Origin of the sequence: Burkholderia ambifaria AMMD (assembly GCF_000203915.1) — a bacterium.
Classification (GTDB): Bacteria; Pseudomonadota; Gammaproteobacteria; order Burkholderiales; family Burkholderiaceae; genus Burkholderia; species Burkholderia ambifaria.
In genome coordinates, this window is the sequence record NC_008391.1 from 237,913 (window position 1) to 252,935 (window position 15,023).

At 68.3% G+C, this 15,023-nt stretch carries 14 protein-coding genes; 7 read left to right on the forward strand and 7 right to left on the reverse strand.

Annotated features, from left to right (window positions below; genetic code table 11):
* Positions 1–9 precede the first annotated feature (9 nt).
* Both BAMB_RS17350 and BAMB_RS17355 read right to left on the reverse strand, forming a co-directional pair.
* Positions 10–1,536, reverse strand: coding sequence for a CoA-acylating methylmalonate-semialdehyde dehydrogenase (locus BAMB_RS17350; protein ID WP_011658468.1), 1,527 nt, complete (start codon positions 1,534–1,536; stop codon positions 10–12).
* A 121-nt stretch (positions 1,537–1,657) separates the two neighbouring features.
* Positions 1,658–2,977 carry an MFS transporter gene (locus BAMB_RS17355; RefSeq protein WP_011658469.1) on the reverse strand — a complete coding sequence of 440 codons (1,320 nt, stop codon included), beginning with the start codon at positions 2,975–2,977 and terminating at the stop codon, positions 1,658–1,660.
* Between the two features lie 144 nt (positions 2,978–3,121).
* On the opposite strand from BAMB_RS17355, the gene BAMB_RS17360 reads away from it, so the two are divergent.
* Both BAMB_RS17360 and BAMB_RS17365 read left to right on the forward strand, forming a co-directional pair.
* Entirely contained in the window at positions 3,122–4,093 is a 972-nt protein-coding gene (locus tag BAMB_RS17360; protein WP_011658470.1) for a LysR family transcriptional regulator, read from the forward strand.
* 143 nt (positions 4,094–4,236) lie between these two features.
* Entirely contained in the window at positions 4,237–4,512 is a 276-nt protein-coding gene (locus BAMB_RS17365) for a hypothetical protein (RefSeq protein ID WP_006754370.1), read from the forward strand.
* A 25-nt stretch (positions 4,513–4,537) separates the two neighbouring features.
* Here BAMB_RS17365 and BAMB_RS17370 read toward each other — a convergent pair whose 3' ends face one another.
* Together BAMB_RS17370 and BAMB_RS35015 are read right to left on the reverse strand one after the other, a co-directional pair.
* A complete protein-coding gene (locus BAMB_RS17370; protein WP_041491632.1) occupies positions 4,538–5,260 on the reverse strand; it encodes a haloacid dehalogenase type II in 723 nt (240 codons plus the stop codon).
* A 161-nt stretch (positions 5,261–5,421) separates the two neighbouring features.
* Positions 5,422–5,592, reverse strand: a complete 171-nt coding sequence (locus tag BAMB_RS35015; protein WP_158380535.1) for a hypothetical protein — start codon at positions 5,590–5,592, stop codon at positions 5,422–5,424.
* 226 nt (positions 5,593–5,818) lie between these two features.
* On the opposite strand from BAMB_RS35015, the gene BAMB_RS17380 reads away from it, so the two are divergent.
* Positions 5,819–8,068, forward strand: coding sequence for a putative bifunctional diguanylate cyclase/phosphodiesterase (locus BAMB_RS17380; RefSeq protein WP_011658473.1), 2,250 nt, complete (start codon positions 5,819–5,821; stop codon positions 8,066–8,068).
* A gap of 4 nt (positions 8,069–8,072) precedes the next feature.
* On the opposite strand, the gene BAMB_RS17385 is transcribed toward BAMB_RS17380, so the two are convergent.
* The 3 genes from BAMB_RS17385 to BAMB_RS17395 all read right to left on the reverse strand — a co-directional run bounded on the left by BAMB_RS17385 (position 8,073) and on the right by BAMB_RS17395 (position 10,821).
* Entirely contained in the window at positions 8,073–9,146 is a 1,074-nt protein-coding gene (locus BAMB_RS17385) for a diguanylate cyclase domain-containing protein (protein WP_011658474.1), read from the reverse strand.
* A gap of 55 nt (positions 9,147–9,201) precedes the next feature.
* On the reverse strand, positions 9,202–10,206 hold the full coding sequence (cheB, locus tag BAMB_RS17390) for a chemotaxis response regulator protein-glutamate methylesterase (protein ID WP_011658475.1): 1,005 nt from the start codon (positions 10,204–10,206) through the stop codon (positions 9,202–9,204).
* Positions 10,207–10,596: 390 nt separating this feature from the next.
* The gene (locus tag BAMB_RS17395; protein ID WP_011658476.1) at positions 10,597–10,821 is read right to left on the reverse strand and encodes a hypothetical protein; all 225 of its coding nucleotides are present in this window, start codon (positions 10,819–10,821) and stop codon (positions 10,597–10,599) included.
* 292 nt (positions 10,822–11,113) lie between these two features.
* Here BAMB_RS17395 and BAMB_RS17400 point away from each other — a divergent pair, with 292 nt between their 5' ends.
* The 4 genes from BAMB_RS17400 to BAMB_RS17415 all read left to right on the forward strand — a co-directional run bounded on the left by BAMB_RS17400 (position 11,114) and on the right by BAMB_RS17415 (position 14,999).
* The gene (locus tag BAMB_RS17400) at positions 11,114–11,803 is read left to right on the forward strand and encodes a DUF969 domain-containing protein (protein WP_011658477.1); all 690 of its coding nucleotides are present in this window, start codon (positions 11,114–11,116) and stop codon (positions 11,801–11,803) included.
* On the forward strand, positions 11,800–12,750 hold the full coding sequence (locus BAMB_RS17405) for a DUF979 domain-containing protein (RefSeq protein ID WP_011658478.1): 951 nt from the start codon (positions 11,800–11,802) through the stop codon (positions 12,748–12,750). Before BAMB_RS17400 ends, BAMB_RS17405 begins: the two co-directional genes overlap by 4 nt.
* A 10-nt stretch (positions 12,751–12,760) precedes the next feature.
* Complete coding sequence (locus BAMB_RS17410) at positions 12,761–13,783, forward strand: DUF2891 domain-containing protein (RefSeq protein WP_011658479.1); 1,023 nt, start codon at positions 12,761–12,763, stop codon at positions 13,781–13,783.
* A 151-nt stretch (positions 13,784–13,934) separates the two neighbouring features.
* Complete coding sequence (locus tag BAMB_RS17415) at positions 13,935–14,999, forward strand: asparaginase (protein WP_011658480.1); 1,065 nt, start codon at positions 13,935–13,937, stop codon at positions 14,997–14,999.
* Positions 15,000–15,023: the final 24 nt, after the last annotated feature.

The following is a 15,023-nucleotide window of genomic DNA, read 5'->3' on the forward strand; positions in this document are numbered from 1 at the left end:
GGCTCCTGCTCAGCGCAGCGCGATGGTCGTGTTCACGCCACCGGCCGTCGCGTCGTCGTCGAACCAGCGCGCGGTGACCGTCTTCGTCTGCGTGTAGAACTGCACGACCTGCTTGCCGTACGGGCCGAGATCGCCGAGCTTCGAGCCGCGCGAGCCGGTGAAGCTGAAGTAGGGCACCGGCACCGGGATCGGAATGTTGATGCCGACCTGGCCGACGTCGATCTCGCTCTGGAACTTGCGCGCGGCCGCGCCGCTCTGCGTGAACAGGCCGACGCCATTGCCCATCGGGTTCGCGTTGACGAGCGCGATCGCGTCGTCGAGCGTGTCGGCTTCGAGCACGACCACCACCGGCCCGAAGATTTCCTCCTGATAGATCGACATGTCGGTCGTCACGCCCGAGAAGATCGTCGGGCCGACGAAGTTGCCCTGCTCGTAGCCCGGCACCTTCACGTCGCGGCCGTCGAGCAACAACGTCGCGCCTTCCTTCACGCCGGCGTCGATCAGCGACAGGACGCGCGCCTTCGCCGCCTTCGACACGACCGGCCCGACGTCCGTGCCGGCTTCGGCGCCCGCGTTCACCTTCAGCGCCTTCGCCTTTTCGACCAGATCGGGTAGCCAGTCGCGCGCGCGGCCGACCAGCACGACGACCGAGGTCGCCATGCAGCGCTGGCCCGCCGCGCCGAAGCCCGCGCCGACCAGCGCGTTGATCGCCTGCTCGCGGTGCGCATCGGGCAGCACGACCGCGTGGTTCTTCGCGCCCATCATCGACTGCACGCGCTTGCCGTGCTGGCTGCCGAGGTTGTACACGTGCGTGCCGACGCGCGTCGAGCCGACGAACGAGATCGCCTTGATGTCCCGGTGCGTGCAGAGACGGTCGACCACCGTCTTGCCGCCGTGCACGACGTTCAGCACGCCCTGCGGCACGCCGGCCTCGATCGCGAGTTCGACGAGCTGCATCGTCGACAGCGGGTCCTGTTCGGACGGCTTCAGCACGAACGTGTTGCCGCATACGATCGCCATCGGGAACATCCACAGCGGGATCATTGCGGGAAAGTTGAACGGCGTGATGCCCGCGCACACGCCGATCGGCTGGCGCAGCGTGTAGGTGTCGACGCCGCCCGCGACGTTTTCCGCGAATTCGCCTTGCTGCAGCGTGCCGATCGAGCATGCGTGCTCGACCACTTCGAGGCCGCGGAAAATGTCGCCCTGCGCGTCGGGCAGCGTCTTGCCTTGCTCGGCCGTCAGCGTGTGCGCGATCCGTTCGAGATTGCGGCGCACCAGGTCCTGGAATTTCAGCATGATGCGCAGCCGCGCGCCGATCGGCGTGGTCTTCCACGTCTGGAACGCGCGCTGCGCGGACGCGATCGCGGCGTCGACCTCGTCGAGCGTCGCGTACGGCACGCGGCCGATCACTTCCTGCGTCGCGGGGTTGACGATGTCGCCCCATTCGGCGCTTTGCGAATCGACGAACGCGCCGTCGATCAGCAGCTTGGCGGTGGGCAGGGCGAGGGTGGTCTGGGGAACTGCGGCGTTCATGGAATTCTCCGGGAAACGATGATGCGAGGAAAAAGGGTGGCTCGCGTCCGTCGCGCGTGCAGCCGCGGCGGACGACAGGTCGAACAGGAATCGGGTCAATGCGGGCGGTGTTTCGATGAACTCACGCGCGTGCCGGACGCATCAGCGCGGTACACGCGAGGGCGAACACGCCGAAGCCGACGAGGTAGGCGATCACGTAGTGCGGCTGGCCGCCGCCGGCCTTCAGCAGCGACGTCGCGATCATCGGCGCGAAGCCGCCGCCGATCACGCCGGCGAGCTGCACCGACAGCGAGATGCCGCTGTAGCGGATTTCCGCCGGGAACTGCTGCGCGAACAGCAGCGCCTCCGGCGCATAAAGAATCGGGAACACGACGCCGAGGCCGAGCACGATCGCCCACCATGCGGTCGACGTCTGCTGCGTGCCGAGCATCATGAAGAACGGCGCGGCGAACGCACACATCAGCACGAGGCCGATCGCGAACATCCGGCGCTGGCCGATGCGGTCGCTGAGATGCCCGCACAGCGGCATCGTGACGAGCGACAGCGCCGCGCCGGCCGTGATCGCGTGCAGCATCTCGGCCTTCGGCAGATGCAGCTGCTGCGTCGCATACGCGAGCGCGAACGTGACGACCATGTAGAACCAGGTGTTCTCGGCGGCGCGCGCGCCGACGATCGTCAGCACTTCGCGCGGATGGCGGCGCAGCGCGGCCGTCACCGGCGACTTCTCGGCCTTGCCCTGGCGCTGGATCTTCTCGAAGTCCGGCGACTCCGGCACCTTCGCGCGGATGAACCAGCCGAGGCCGACCAGTGCGATGCTCGCGAGGAACGGCACGCGCCAGCCCCACGACAGCATGTCGGCGTCCGGCAGCGCGGCCACCGCGGCCATCGCGACCGACGACAGGATCAGCCCGAGCCCGACGCCCGTCTGCGGCAGGCTGCCGAACAGCCCCTTGCGGCCCTTCGGCGCATGCTCGACGGCCATCAGCACCGCGCCGCCCCATTCGCCGCCGACCGCCATCCCCTGCAGGAAGCGCATTGCGATCAGCAGCGCGGCGGCCCAGTAGCCGATGCTGTCGTACGACGGGATCAGCCCGATGATCATGCTCGGCACGCCCATCAGCAGCAGCGTGATCATCAGCATCGACTTGCGCCCGATGCGGTCGCCGAAGTGGCCGAACACGATGCCGCCCATCGGCCGGCCGATGAAGCCGACCGCGAACGTGCCGAACGCGGCGAGCGTGCCGACGACGGGGTCCAGCGACGGAAAGAAGATGCGGTTGAATACCAGCGCGGCGGCGGTGCCGTAGAGGAAGAAGTCGTACCACTCGATCGTCGTGCCGGCCATGCTGGCCCAGCCGGCCAGCAGGTAATGCCGCGCGGTGCGGGCGGGCGCCGGCGTCGCGACGCTTGCATGCTCATCGAGGGTGGATCGGGTCTGCATGGTGTCTCCGTATTGGATGCCCGCGGCTCATGGTCCGCAGGTCACGGTCGAGTATAGTTATGCGCTGATCCATGATGTACCGACAAGAAAACCGGTTGGATATGCATTTCTGCATATCGACGGCCGGCCTGGAGACGCCTGCCGATGCGACACACCCCCGAGCCGGTTTCCGGCAACCTGAACTGGGACGACCTGCGCTTCTTCCTCGAGGTCGCGCGCACGCAGCGTGCGAGCGGCGCGGCGAAGCGGCTCGGCGTCGACTACACGACCGTCGCGCGGCGCATTCGCGCGCTCGAGGCCGCGATGGGCACGCTGCTGTTCGACAAGTCGCGCTCCGGCGGCTTCACGCTGACGGCCGAGGGGCAGCGACTCGTCGCGTATGCGGACGCGATGGAGACGACCGTGCAATCCGCGTGCGACCAGGTCGCGAACACCGGCGGCGCGCTGTCGGGCCACGTGCGGATCGGGTCGACCGAAGGGTTCGGCTGCTTCTTTCTTGCGCCGCAGCTCGCGCGGTTTCGCGTTGCGCATCCGCATGTGACGGTCGACCTGCTGCCCGTCCCGCATTTCGTCAATCTGCCGAAGCGCGAGGCCGATCTGGCGATCACGCTCGAGCGGCCCGAACGCGGGCCTTACGTGGTCACGAAGCTGTGCGACTACCAGTTGCGGCTCTACGCGACGCGCGACTATCTGGCGAACCATGCGCCGATCACCTGCACCGACGATCTCGCGCGGCATGCGTTCGTCAGCTACGTCGACGATCTCGCGTTCAGCAGCGAGCTGCTGTATCTGGAGCGGGCGGTGCCCGGCGCGACGGCCGGGTTGCGCACGACGAGCGTGATCGCGCAGGTGTTCGCCGCGCTGCAGGGCGGCGCGCTCGCGATCCTGCCGTGCTTCATGGCGGCCACGCAGCCGGCGCTGGTGCCGGTGCTGCCGGACGACGTGGTGGTCACGCGCTGTTTCTGGCTGACCTGTCGCGAGGATCTGCGCAAGCTGCGGCGGGTGACGGCGCTATGGGATTACCTGCGCGCGGCGGCGGATGCGAATCGGGCGTTGCTGATGGGGGAGTCGGGGGTGTTGCGGTTTGTCGGGGAACGCGCGGACGGCACGCCGTAAGCGAATCGATGCGTCACGGGCGTTTCGTCCTGTGTCGATCGATGGATTTCGCGCCGCGTACCGGTTTGACATAGTGGCTTCGCGGGGCGGGCGCGCATCTGGCGTCCCGGCGTCCCGCATGTCCTGTCATCCGGAGGTGTGCAATGAAGAAGAAAACAGCAATCCTGATCGTCGCGGCGAACGCCGATCCGACGGGGCTCGCGGTCGGGCAGATCATCACCGGCAGCGGCAGCATGGGCCGCGTCAGCATGAAGATCACGAGCGTCAAGCAACAGACCGCGTTTGCCGACCAGCCCTTCGTGCTCGAAGTCGCGACACGCGAACCGACGTGGTTCGACGACGCCAATCCGATCACGACGATCAGCTACAACAACGAACGCAACCGGGCCGAAGTGACGACCTGCACGTTCACGTCGTGACTGCCCGTTCGGGCGCGCGTGGGCGTCAACCAGGGCACCCGAGCCGGTCCGCGAGTTCGTTCAGGTCCCTGACGTCGAAGTCCCACGCGTCGTCCGCTTGCAGGTCGGTCGTCTGGTTCGGCCCGTGTTCGGCCGGCCGCAGCACGAACGCGGTCGCCAGCCCCAGTTGCCGCGCGGCGGCGAGATCGCCGTTGTGCGCGGCGACCAGGCACACCTCGGCCGGCGCGACGCCGAGGATCTCGACCGCATCGGTATAGACCTTCGGCGACGGCTTGTACGCGTGCGCGACTTCCGCGCCGAGAATCGCGTCCCACGGCAGGCCGCCGTGCTTCGCGACGTCGATCATCAGCCGGATGTTGCCGTTCGACAGCGGCGCGATCACGTAGCGCTGCTTCAGCCGCTGCAGCGCCGCGACCGAATCGGGCCACGGATCGAGCCGGTGCCACGCGAGGTTCAGCGCGTCGATCTCGTCATCGGGCGCGCCGTCGATGCCGTAGCGGTCGAGGGTGCGCACGAGGTTCTCGCGATGCAGCACGTCGAGCCGCACGTAGCGGCGGCGGCCGCTGCGGATTTCCTCCATCGACGGTGAATATTCGGCGCGCCACGCGTCGGCGAATTCGAACGGGTCGAGATCCGCCGCATGGCGCGCCAGGAACGCCGCGGCTTCGCGCGCGACGCCGCTTCTCCAGTCGACGATCGTTCCGAACACGTCGAAAACGAGCGCCTTGATGTCGGCAGGGTTCGTCATGGTGATCCAGTGAAGGTCGATCGATGAGAGGGCGCATCTCCGTGCCGCCGGATTGCGCGGCGCCGGTTCGATCGACATTGAATCACGGATACGGAAAGGCGGTTGGGCATGGCCTCATGCGGAACCGCCCGGCAGCGTGGCGCGCGATTTGCTTGCCGCCATCAATGCCACTTCCTGATCCGCACCTGCACCTTCCCGTCGCGAATCGGCATCACGTCCGGGCTGTGGTCGCCGACTTCGCTTGCAATCAGGACGTTCCGGCGGCTGATCATCGCGACCAGCAGTTCGCAGTGTGACCGTTCGTTGTCAAAGCAACCGAGCGTATCCTTCATGCGCTGCAGCAACCTTTCGGCGAACCGGTGGCCAACCGAGCGTAACCCCTGATGAAAGGGGTGCGCCGATTGTCACGGATTGGTGTTAAATGTACTTTGGTGCGCGTTCCGGCGCGCGCCCATGGGGACGCCCCGGGTTCACGTAAACCCGGAGCGATAAACGGCACGAAGGACCGCTAACGAATCGGGCGCATCAGAACCCGATCGAACTGACGGCAGGATTCACTTGAATACCGAACCGCAAAGTTCTCGATACAGTCTCGGCCTCGCGGCGGAAGTCCTCGCGTCCGAGCAAAGCGTGCTGAGGCTGATCACGCGCAACACACCGCTGCCGGAACTGCTCGTCGAGGTCTGCCGGCGCGCCGAGGCGCTGCTCGGCGAAGGCGCGTCGTGCACGATCCTGCTGCTCGACGCGGACGGCGTGCATGTGCACGTCGGCGCCGCGCCGTCGCTGCCGGCCCAGTACAGCGCCGCGATCGAAGGCGCAACCATTGGGCCCGCCGCGGGCTCGTGCGGCACCGCGATGTACGAGCGCCGGATGATCGCCGTCGAAGACATCGAAACCGATCCGTTGTGGGCCGACTATCGGGCGTTCGCGCTGCCGCTCGGCCTGCGCGCGTGCTGGTCGGTGCCGTTCCTGGACGAGACGGGCACCGTGCTCGGCGCGTTCGCCGTCTATCACCGCGCGCCGCGGCGGCCGAGCGACACGGAAACCGACCTGCTGCGCGATATCGGCAACAGCGTCGGTCTCGCGGTGCACCAGGACTCGATCGCTCGTCAGCTCGTGCACAGCGAGGAGCAACACCGTCTCGTCGTCAACAGCCTGAACGAAGGGATTCTCATGTTGTCGCCCGACGGCGTGGTGATCGCGAGCAATCCGAGCGCGAACCGGATGATGCGCGTGAAGGGCGAGCTCGTCGGGCGCCGGCTGTCGAGCGTGATCCTGTACAAGCTGCGCGAGGACGGCACGCCGATCGCGCCCGACGATTGGCCGAGCCGGCTCGCGTTCACCACGGCCACGCCGCTGCTCGACTATTCGGTCGGCTTCGGGCTCGCGGACGGCGACATCATCTGGGTGCGCGGCAACGCGGTGCCGATCGTGAAGCCGGGCGAGACGCGGCCCGAGTCGGTGCTCGTGTCGTTTCACGACATCGGCCCCGTGCGCGAAGCGCAGCAGCAACTGCGCTACCTGGCGACGCGCGACGCGCTCACGGGCCTCTACAACCGGCGCTGGCTCTCCGAGCGGATGCGCGAGCTGTTCGGCACGCACGATGCGGCGGCCGGGCCCGCGCGCGTCGCGATCCTGTTCATCGATCTCGTCGGGTTCAAGAAGGTCAACGACACGGCCGGCCACGACGCCGGCGACGCGCTGCTGCGCAGCGTCGCGGCGCGCCTCGCGGCCTGCGCGGGCGGGCGCCACGCGCTCACGCGCGTCGGCGGCGACGAGTTCGTGATCCTCGTCGACCAATGCGACGATCCCGACGAACTGTCCGCGCTCGCGCGCGAGGTGATCGACACGATCGCGAAGCCGTTCGCGATCGCGAACAACGAGTACTGGCTCGGCGTGTCGATCGGGATCAGCGTCGCGCCGCGCGACGGCGACGATGCGGTCACGCTGATGCGCAACGCCGATTCCGCGATGTACGACGCGAAGCAGCGCGGCCGCAATCATTTCACGTTCTTCACCGCGCAACTGAATCTGCGCCTGCAGCGCCGCTTCGCGATCGAGCAGTCGCTGCGCCGCGCGATTTTGTCGGACGCGCTGCGGCTCGCCTACCAGCCGGTCGTCGACGCGCGCAGCGGCCGCACCGTCGGCGCCGAAGCGCTGCTGCGCTGGACGAGCCCCGAGCTCGGGCCGATGTCGCCGACGGAATTCATCCCGGTCGCGGAAGATACGGGGCTGATCGTGGCGATCGGCCAGTGGGTGCTCGAAACGGCCTGCCGGCAGGCCGCCGAATGGCGGCGCACGATCGCGCCCGACCTGATGCTGGCGGTCAACCTGTCGCCGCGGCAGTTCCACGAGGGCCTCGTCGAGTCCGTCGGCCGCTGCCTCGCGCAGACGCAGCTCGACCCGGGCGCGCTCGAGCTGGAGATTACCGAAGGACTGCTGATGAACGACACGGACACCGTGCTGCCGATGCTCGAGGCGCTCACGGACATGAACGTGCGGATCTCGGTCGACGATTTCGGCACCGGCTATTCGTCGCTCGCGTACCTGAAGCGGTTTCCGCTGCATAACCTGAAGGTCGACCGTTCGTTCGTGTCGGGCGTGCCCGATCATCGCGACTCGGTCGCGATCACGCAGGCCGTCGTCGCGATGGCGCATTCGCTCGGGATGAAGGTCACCGCGGAAGGTGTCGAGACTGAGGCGCAGTCGTGGTTCCTGCAGCAGATCGGCTGCGACATGCAGCAGGGCTACCTGTTCGGCCGGCCGCTCGATCCGGCCGACTACGCACGCCGGCTCGTCACCGTATAGGCGTTCAAGCGACACCGCCGCCGGGCGGACGCGCAGGCGGCGCATCGATCTCGACGCGATTCTTGCCGTCGTGCTTCGCGCGATACAGCGCGCGATCGGCCGCCTCGATCAGCGACGTCGTCGGCACGCCGGCGGCCGGCACGATGCTCGCGCCGCCGATGCTGATCGTCACGTAGCGGCCCGTCGACGAGTGCGCGTGTTCGAGCCGCAGCCCTTCGATCGCGAGGCGGATCTTCTCGCCGAGCAGCCGCGCGGCGCCCGGCGACGTGGCCGGCATCACGACCGCGAACTCCTCGCCGCCGAAGCGCGCGGCGAGATCGCCGGACTGCCCGAGACAGCGCTCGATGGTCGACGCGACCTGCTTGAGCACGCTGTCGCCCGATACGTGGCCGTACGTGTCGTTGTACAGCTTGAAGTTGTCGACGTCGATCATCAGCAGTGACAGCTCGCTGCGCTCGCGCGCGCCGCGCCGCCATTCGGCCGCCAGATATTCGTCGAGATAGCGCCGGTTCGACAGCCCGGTCAGGCCGTCCGAATGCGTGAGGCGCCGCAGTTCGAGATTGGCCTCGAGCAGTTGCTGCTGCGATTGCCGCAGCGCGCGATAGGCCTCGTCGCGCTGCAGCAGGCTCATGTACGAACGCGAGTGATAGCGGATCCGCGCGACCAGCTCGATGCGGTCGGGCAGTTTCACGAGGTAGTCGTTCGCGCCGGCCGCGAACGCGGCGCTCTTCACCACCGGCTCTTCCTGCGTCGACAGCACGATGATCGGCACGTCGCGCATCGCCGGATTCGCACGGTATGCCTTCACGAGGGTCAGCCCGTCGGTGCCGGGCATCACGAGATCCTGCAGGATCACCGTCGGCCGCGTCTCGAGCGCGGTCGCCAGCGCGTCGTCCGAGCGCGGGCAGTAGTGGAAGTCGATGCCGTCCTCGTCGACGAGCGCGCGGCGGATGGCTTCCGCGACGATCGTCTGGTCGTCGACCAGCAGGACCATCGCGGGAGCGTCGGCGTGCGGCGTGGGGCCGGCGTCGAACGCCGCGTGCAGGCCGCCGGGCGGGCGGGAGAGGTCGCTGGTCATGATGGATGCCGGGTTGCGCCCTGGCCGCGTGGGGTGTGACGGGAGTTCATCGGGCTCAGATCCGCGCGAGTGCCGCCAGCTCGCCCGCGATGCGCTCGAGCGGCAGGATCGCGCGTGCCGCGCCGAGCGTCGCGGCCGCTTTCGGCATCCCGTAGACGGCGCTGGTCGCCTCGTCCTGCGCGATCGTGTGGTAGCCCTTCATGCGCAGTGCCTTCAGGCCGATCGCGCCGTCGCGTCCCATGCCGGTCAGCAGCACGCCGATCACGCGGCCCGGCCAGTGCTCGGTCAGGCTGTTGAAGAACACGTCGACCGACGGCCGGTACGGCGTGGCGGCCGGTTCGCGCGTGTATTCCAGCGTGCCGGCGCGCGTGATGCGCAGGTGATCGTCGGTCGCCGCGAGCAGCGCGACGCCCGGCTGCGGGCGGTCGCCTTCGCGCGCGACGCGCACGGTCAGCGGCGTCTGGCCGTCGAGCCATTGCGCCATCCCTTCGGCGAACGCGCGATCGACGTGCTGGACGATCACGATCGGCGCGCTGAAGTTGGCCGGCAAGCCGCCGAGGATCGACGCGAGCGCGCCGGGGCCGCCGGCGGACGCGCCGATCGCGATCAGCGGGCCGCCGCTCGCTCGCGTGGTCGTGCCGGCCGTGCGGACGCCGCCGGGCGCGTCGAGCAGCCGGCCGATCTGGTCGATTTTTGCGAGCAGGAGCCGGGCGGTGTCGCCGGCCGCGCCTTCGCCGAGGCGGGGCGTGTCGACCGCGTCGAGCGCGCCGGCGCCCATCGCTTCGAACACGCGCCACGCGTTCGCGCCGATGCAGCTCGTCACGATCAGGATCGCGCATGGGCGGTCGGAGCGCATGATCCGCCGCGTCGCCTCGATCCCGTCGAACTTCGGCATGATCAGGTCCATCAGCACCACGTCGGGCGGTTGCGCGGCGCACATGTCGACGGCCTGCGCGCCGTCGGTCGCGACCCACAGCACGCGATGCTCGGGCCGGCGCGCGAGCGCACGGCGCATCGCCTCGACGGCAAGCGGGAGGTCGTTGACGATGCCGATGTTCACAAGCGGGATACTCCGGTCGGTTCGTAGTGTTGGAGATGGGCCGGGTTCATGGAAGGCAGTGTCGGGTCGGCGCCGCCGAACGGTATCGGCGGGCGAACGGCACGGAATTCTTTTCGATTGGCAACGCCCCGCATGCTGTCATGCGGCGCGAGCGGCGGCAATCGAAAAAATTGCGCATTGCGTCGTTCTGACCCTTTCCTCTAGGGCGGGAGGCCATTTTTTGGCGTCTGTGCGGCGGAAAGACGACGGGGCGCGAGGGCTGGGTGCGGACCGGATCGACGGCTCGAGAGCGGGCGCGCGTTGTCTACCGCAAGTTTGCAGCTGGTACCGATGCCGACGCAGTGCGCATGCGGCGCGACGCCGCCACGCGCCGAAGACGCGGCTGCCCCGTCAATGGCTGCGCGCGTACCCCTGGATCAGCGCGCGCATCATCCCTTCGACGGTCGCGTCGAGCAGGTCGGCTTCCTGCTCGGATTCTTCCACGAGCGCGGCATAGGCGGTCGCGAGCGTCACACGGTCGACTTCATGGCGTTGTTCCATCAGCGTCACCATCCCGTCCTTCGCCAGATGAGCGGAGAACTCACGGCTGCCGATGGTCTGGAATACGTCAATCATGGCGGCTCTCCCAACGTTGCCAATGCCTTCCAGTGTAGTCGGCGTGCCGGCGCTCCGCTATGCGCGACGGGAGCGCGGCGCGCGGCGCGGGCCGTTCCGAGTCGACATCGCCGTGACCCCGCCGATACATGGCCGCCCCACCGTCGTACCGGTTTCAACGTTTACCCGAAGCGCCAAATTGTCGACTTTTTATCGATAAAGTCTCGTGCTAGATTTTGCGACCTGAAACCGGTCGAAACCGGGCGGGGCGGCGCATCTTCACGGCGTCGCGCATTCATCACAAGGAGGAGCAATGCTGGTGCTGATTGGGGTGCCGATCGTCGTGATCGGTTTCGCGCTGCGCTTCAACGCGCTGCTGGTGGTCACGATCGCGGGCCTCGCGACGGGGCTGGCGGGCGGGATGAATCTTGTCGACATCGTCAGTGCATTCGGCAAGGCGTTCACGGACAACCGCTACATGGGGCTGATCTGGCTGACGCTGCCGGTGATCGCGCTGCTCGAGCGCAATGGCCTGAAGGAGCAGGCGAAGCGAATGATCTCGCGCGTGCAGGCGGCCACCACCGGCCGCGTGCTGATGCTGTATTTCGTGCTGCGCCAGGCGACCGCCGCGCTCGGCCTCACGTCGCTCGGCGGGCACGCGCAGATGGTGCGGCCGCTGATCGCGCCGATGGCCGAGGCCGCCGCCGTCAGCCAGCACGGTGAGCTGCCCGAGTCGGTGCGCCAGCAGATCCGCGCGCACGCATCGGCCGCCGACAACGTCGCCGTGTTCTTCGGCGAGGACATCTTCATCGCGATCCAGTCGATCCTGCTGATCAAGGGCTTTCTCGAACAGAACGGCATCGCGATCGAGCCGCTGCACCTGTCGGTCTGGGCGATCCCGACCGCGATCGCCGCGCTGCTGATCCACTGCACGCGGCTCGCGCTGCTCGACCGCCGGCTGTCGCGCAGCTTCGGCGCGTTCGGGCGGGAGGGCGCGCGATGATCGGCCTCGAACCACTCTATACGCTCGCCGGGCTGATGTTCGCCGCGTTCGCGTGCTTCAATTTGATGGACCGCACGAACCCGCGTCGCGTGTTCAATTTCGCGTTCTGGGCGATCTACGCGCTCACGTTCCTGTTCGGCGCGCTGCTGCCGCACTTCGTGATGGGCTGCCTCGCGATCGCGCTCGCGCTGATCGCGGGCTCGGGCAAGCTCGGACGCGGCAAGTCGGACGAAGCCGGCGACGCGGCGGCCGCGCGGCGCGACGCGAAGGCGCTGCGCTTCGGCAACAGGCTGTTCCTGCCGGCGCTGCTGATTCCCGTCGTCACGCTGATCGGCACGTTCGCGCTGAAGCTCGTACCGTTCGTCGATCCGAAGAGCGTGACGCTGATCTCGCTCGTGCTCGGCACGCTCGTCGCGTTCGCCGTCGCGCTCGCGATGCTGCGCGATTCGCCGGTGCACGCGCTGAAGGAGGCGCGCCACACAATGGACGCGGTCGGCTGGGCCGCGATCCTGCCGCAGATGCTCGCAGCGCTCGGCGCGCTGTTCGCGGTCGCGGGCGTCGGCGGCGTGGTGTCCGGGCTCGTGAAGGACTGGGTGCCGATCGACTCGCCGTTCGCCGTGGTCGCCGCCTACACGGTCGGCATGGCGCTGTTCACGATGATCATGGGCAACGGGTTCGCCGCGTTCCCCGTGATGACGGCCGGCATCGGCCTGCCGCTGATCGTCCATCAATTTCACGGCAACCCGGCGATCCTCGGCGCGATCGGGATGCTGAGCGGCTTCTGCGGTACGCTGATGACGCCGATGGCCGCGAACTTCAACATCGTGCCCGCGGCGCTGCTCGAACTGAAGGACAAGAACGGCGTGATCAAGGCGCAGTGGCCGACCGCCGTGCTGCTGCTGGCCGTGAATACGCTGCTGATGTACGCGTTCGTATTCCGCTTCTGACGAGGTGCCCATGACCGACCGATTGACTCCCGAACTCGCATCGAAATTCGCGTCGCTCGCGCTCGCGCACCTGACCCGCGAATATCCGAACAAGCTCACGCATGCGCTCGAAGGCCCGCACGACGTGCAGGGGCCGCGCGCGCTGCACCCGATCTTCTACGGCAGCTACGACTGGCATTCGTGCGTGCACGGCTACTGGCTCCTGCTGCGCGTGCTCGAACGCTATCCGGCGCTGCCGGAGGCCGAGCGGATCATCGCCGTCGTCGATGCGCATTTCACCGACGCGAACGTCGCCGGCGAACGCGCGTACCTCGCGCTGCCGCACAACAGCGGCTTCGAGCGGCCTTACGGATGGGCGTGGCTGCTGGCGCTCTCAGCGCAGCTGGAGCGGCTCGCGCTGAAGGGCGTGGTGCCGCAGGCCGCACGCTGGGCGAAGACGATGGCGCCGCTCACGGACCTGTTCGTCGCGCGCTTCGAGACCTTCCTGCCGAAGGCGACCTATCCGCTGCGCGTCGGCACGCACTTCAACACCGCGTTCGCGCTCGCGCTCACGCTCGACTTCGCGCGCGCGACGCAGCGCGACGGGCTCGCGGCGCTGATCGTCGATACGGCGAAACGCTGGCACCTGGGCGATGTCGCATGCCAGGCATGGGAGCCGTCGGGCGACGAGTTCCTGTCGCCCGCGCTGATGGAGGCGGAGCTGATGCGGCGCGTGCTGCCGGCCGGCGAATTCGATGGCTGGTTCGCGCGTTTCCTGCCTGATCTCGCGCGCGGCGAGCCGGCGACGCTGTTCGTGCCGGCGACGGTCAGCGACCGCAGCGACGGCAAGATCGCGCATCTGGACGGGTTGAACCTGAGCCGTGCGTGGTGCCAGCGCTCGCTTGCCGGCGCGCTGCCGGAAGGCGATGCGCGGCGCGCGAAGCTGCTCGATGCGGCCGAGCGGCATCTCGCGAGCGCGCTCGCGCACGTGGCCGGCGACTACATGGGCGAGCACTGGCTCGCGACGTTCGCGCTGCTGGCGCTCGACGCGTAGTCGCTTCGACCGGGATTGCTGCGCCGGCTTTGCATCCGGCGCAACACCACTTTCCATCGGCCGAGCGGCGCAACCCGGCGACGAATCGATACACTGCCGCACCGGTTGCACGGGCCCCGGCAATCAGGCCCGCCGAAGGAGACAGCACAAGATGGACACCCAACGAGCAGCGGTCGTCACGTACCGCGGCAATGCGATCGAGAACACGCACGTCGCCGATGTGGCGGTGGTGGATGCCGGCGGCAAGCTGCTGTTCAGGCTCGGCGATCCGTTCCGGATGACGCTCGCGCGCTCGGCGGCGAAGCCGGCGCAGGCGCTGTCCGTGATCGAGACGGGCGCGCCGGAGCGGTTCGGTTTCGACGACGCGGACATCGCGCTGATGTGCGCGTCGCACAGCAGCGAGGAGCAGCACATCGCGCGCACGCGGGCGATGCTGGCGAAGGTCGACGCGCACGAGTCGGATCTGCGCTGCGGCGGCCATGCGCCGCTGTCGGACGCGGTGTACCGGTCGTGGATCAAGCGCGACTACACGCCGACCGGCGTGTGCAGCAACTGCTCGGGCAAGCACGTCGGGATGCTGGGCGGCGCGCGGGCGATCGGCGCCGCGATCGCCGACTACCATCTGCCGGAGCATCCGATGCAGGTGCGCGTGAAGCAGGTGGTCGCCAACGCGTGCGGGCTGCGCGACGACGAGGTCGACTGGGCGATCGACGGCTGCAACCTGCCGACGCCGGCGTTCCCGCTCGACCGCCTCGCGCGTCTTTACGCGTCGCTGGCCGACGGTGCGGATACGGTGGAAGCACGCGGTGCGGCGACGACCGATCGCGTGCGCGCGCTGGCGCGCATTCATCATGCGATGACGGCCCATCCGGAGCTGGTCGCCGGCGAAGGGCGCTACTGCACGGTGTTGATGGAAGCGTTCGAAGGGCAGGTCGTCGGCAAGCTCGGCGCGGATGCGTGCTACGGGATCGGCGTACGCGCATCGGCGCGCACGCGGGAGCTCGGCGCCGACGGTGCGCTCGGCATCTCGGTGAAGATCGAGGACGGCAACATCGACGTGCTGTACATGATGGTCAGCGAACTGCTCGAACGGTTGCGCATCGGCACGGACGCGCAGCGCGCGCGGCTCGCCGCGTTCCATCGGCCGCGGATGCTGAACACGCAAGGCGTCGAGATCGGGCACGCGACGTTCCCGTTCGAATTGCAGGCTGCGTGAAGGTAGGTAACGCGTCGATACGTC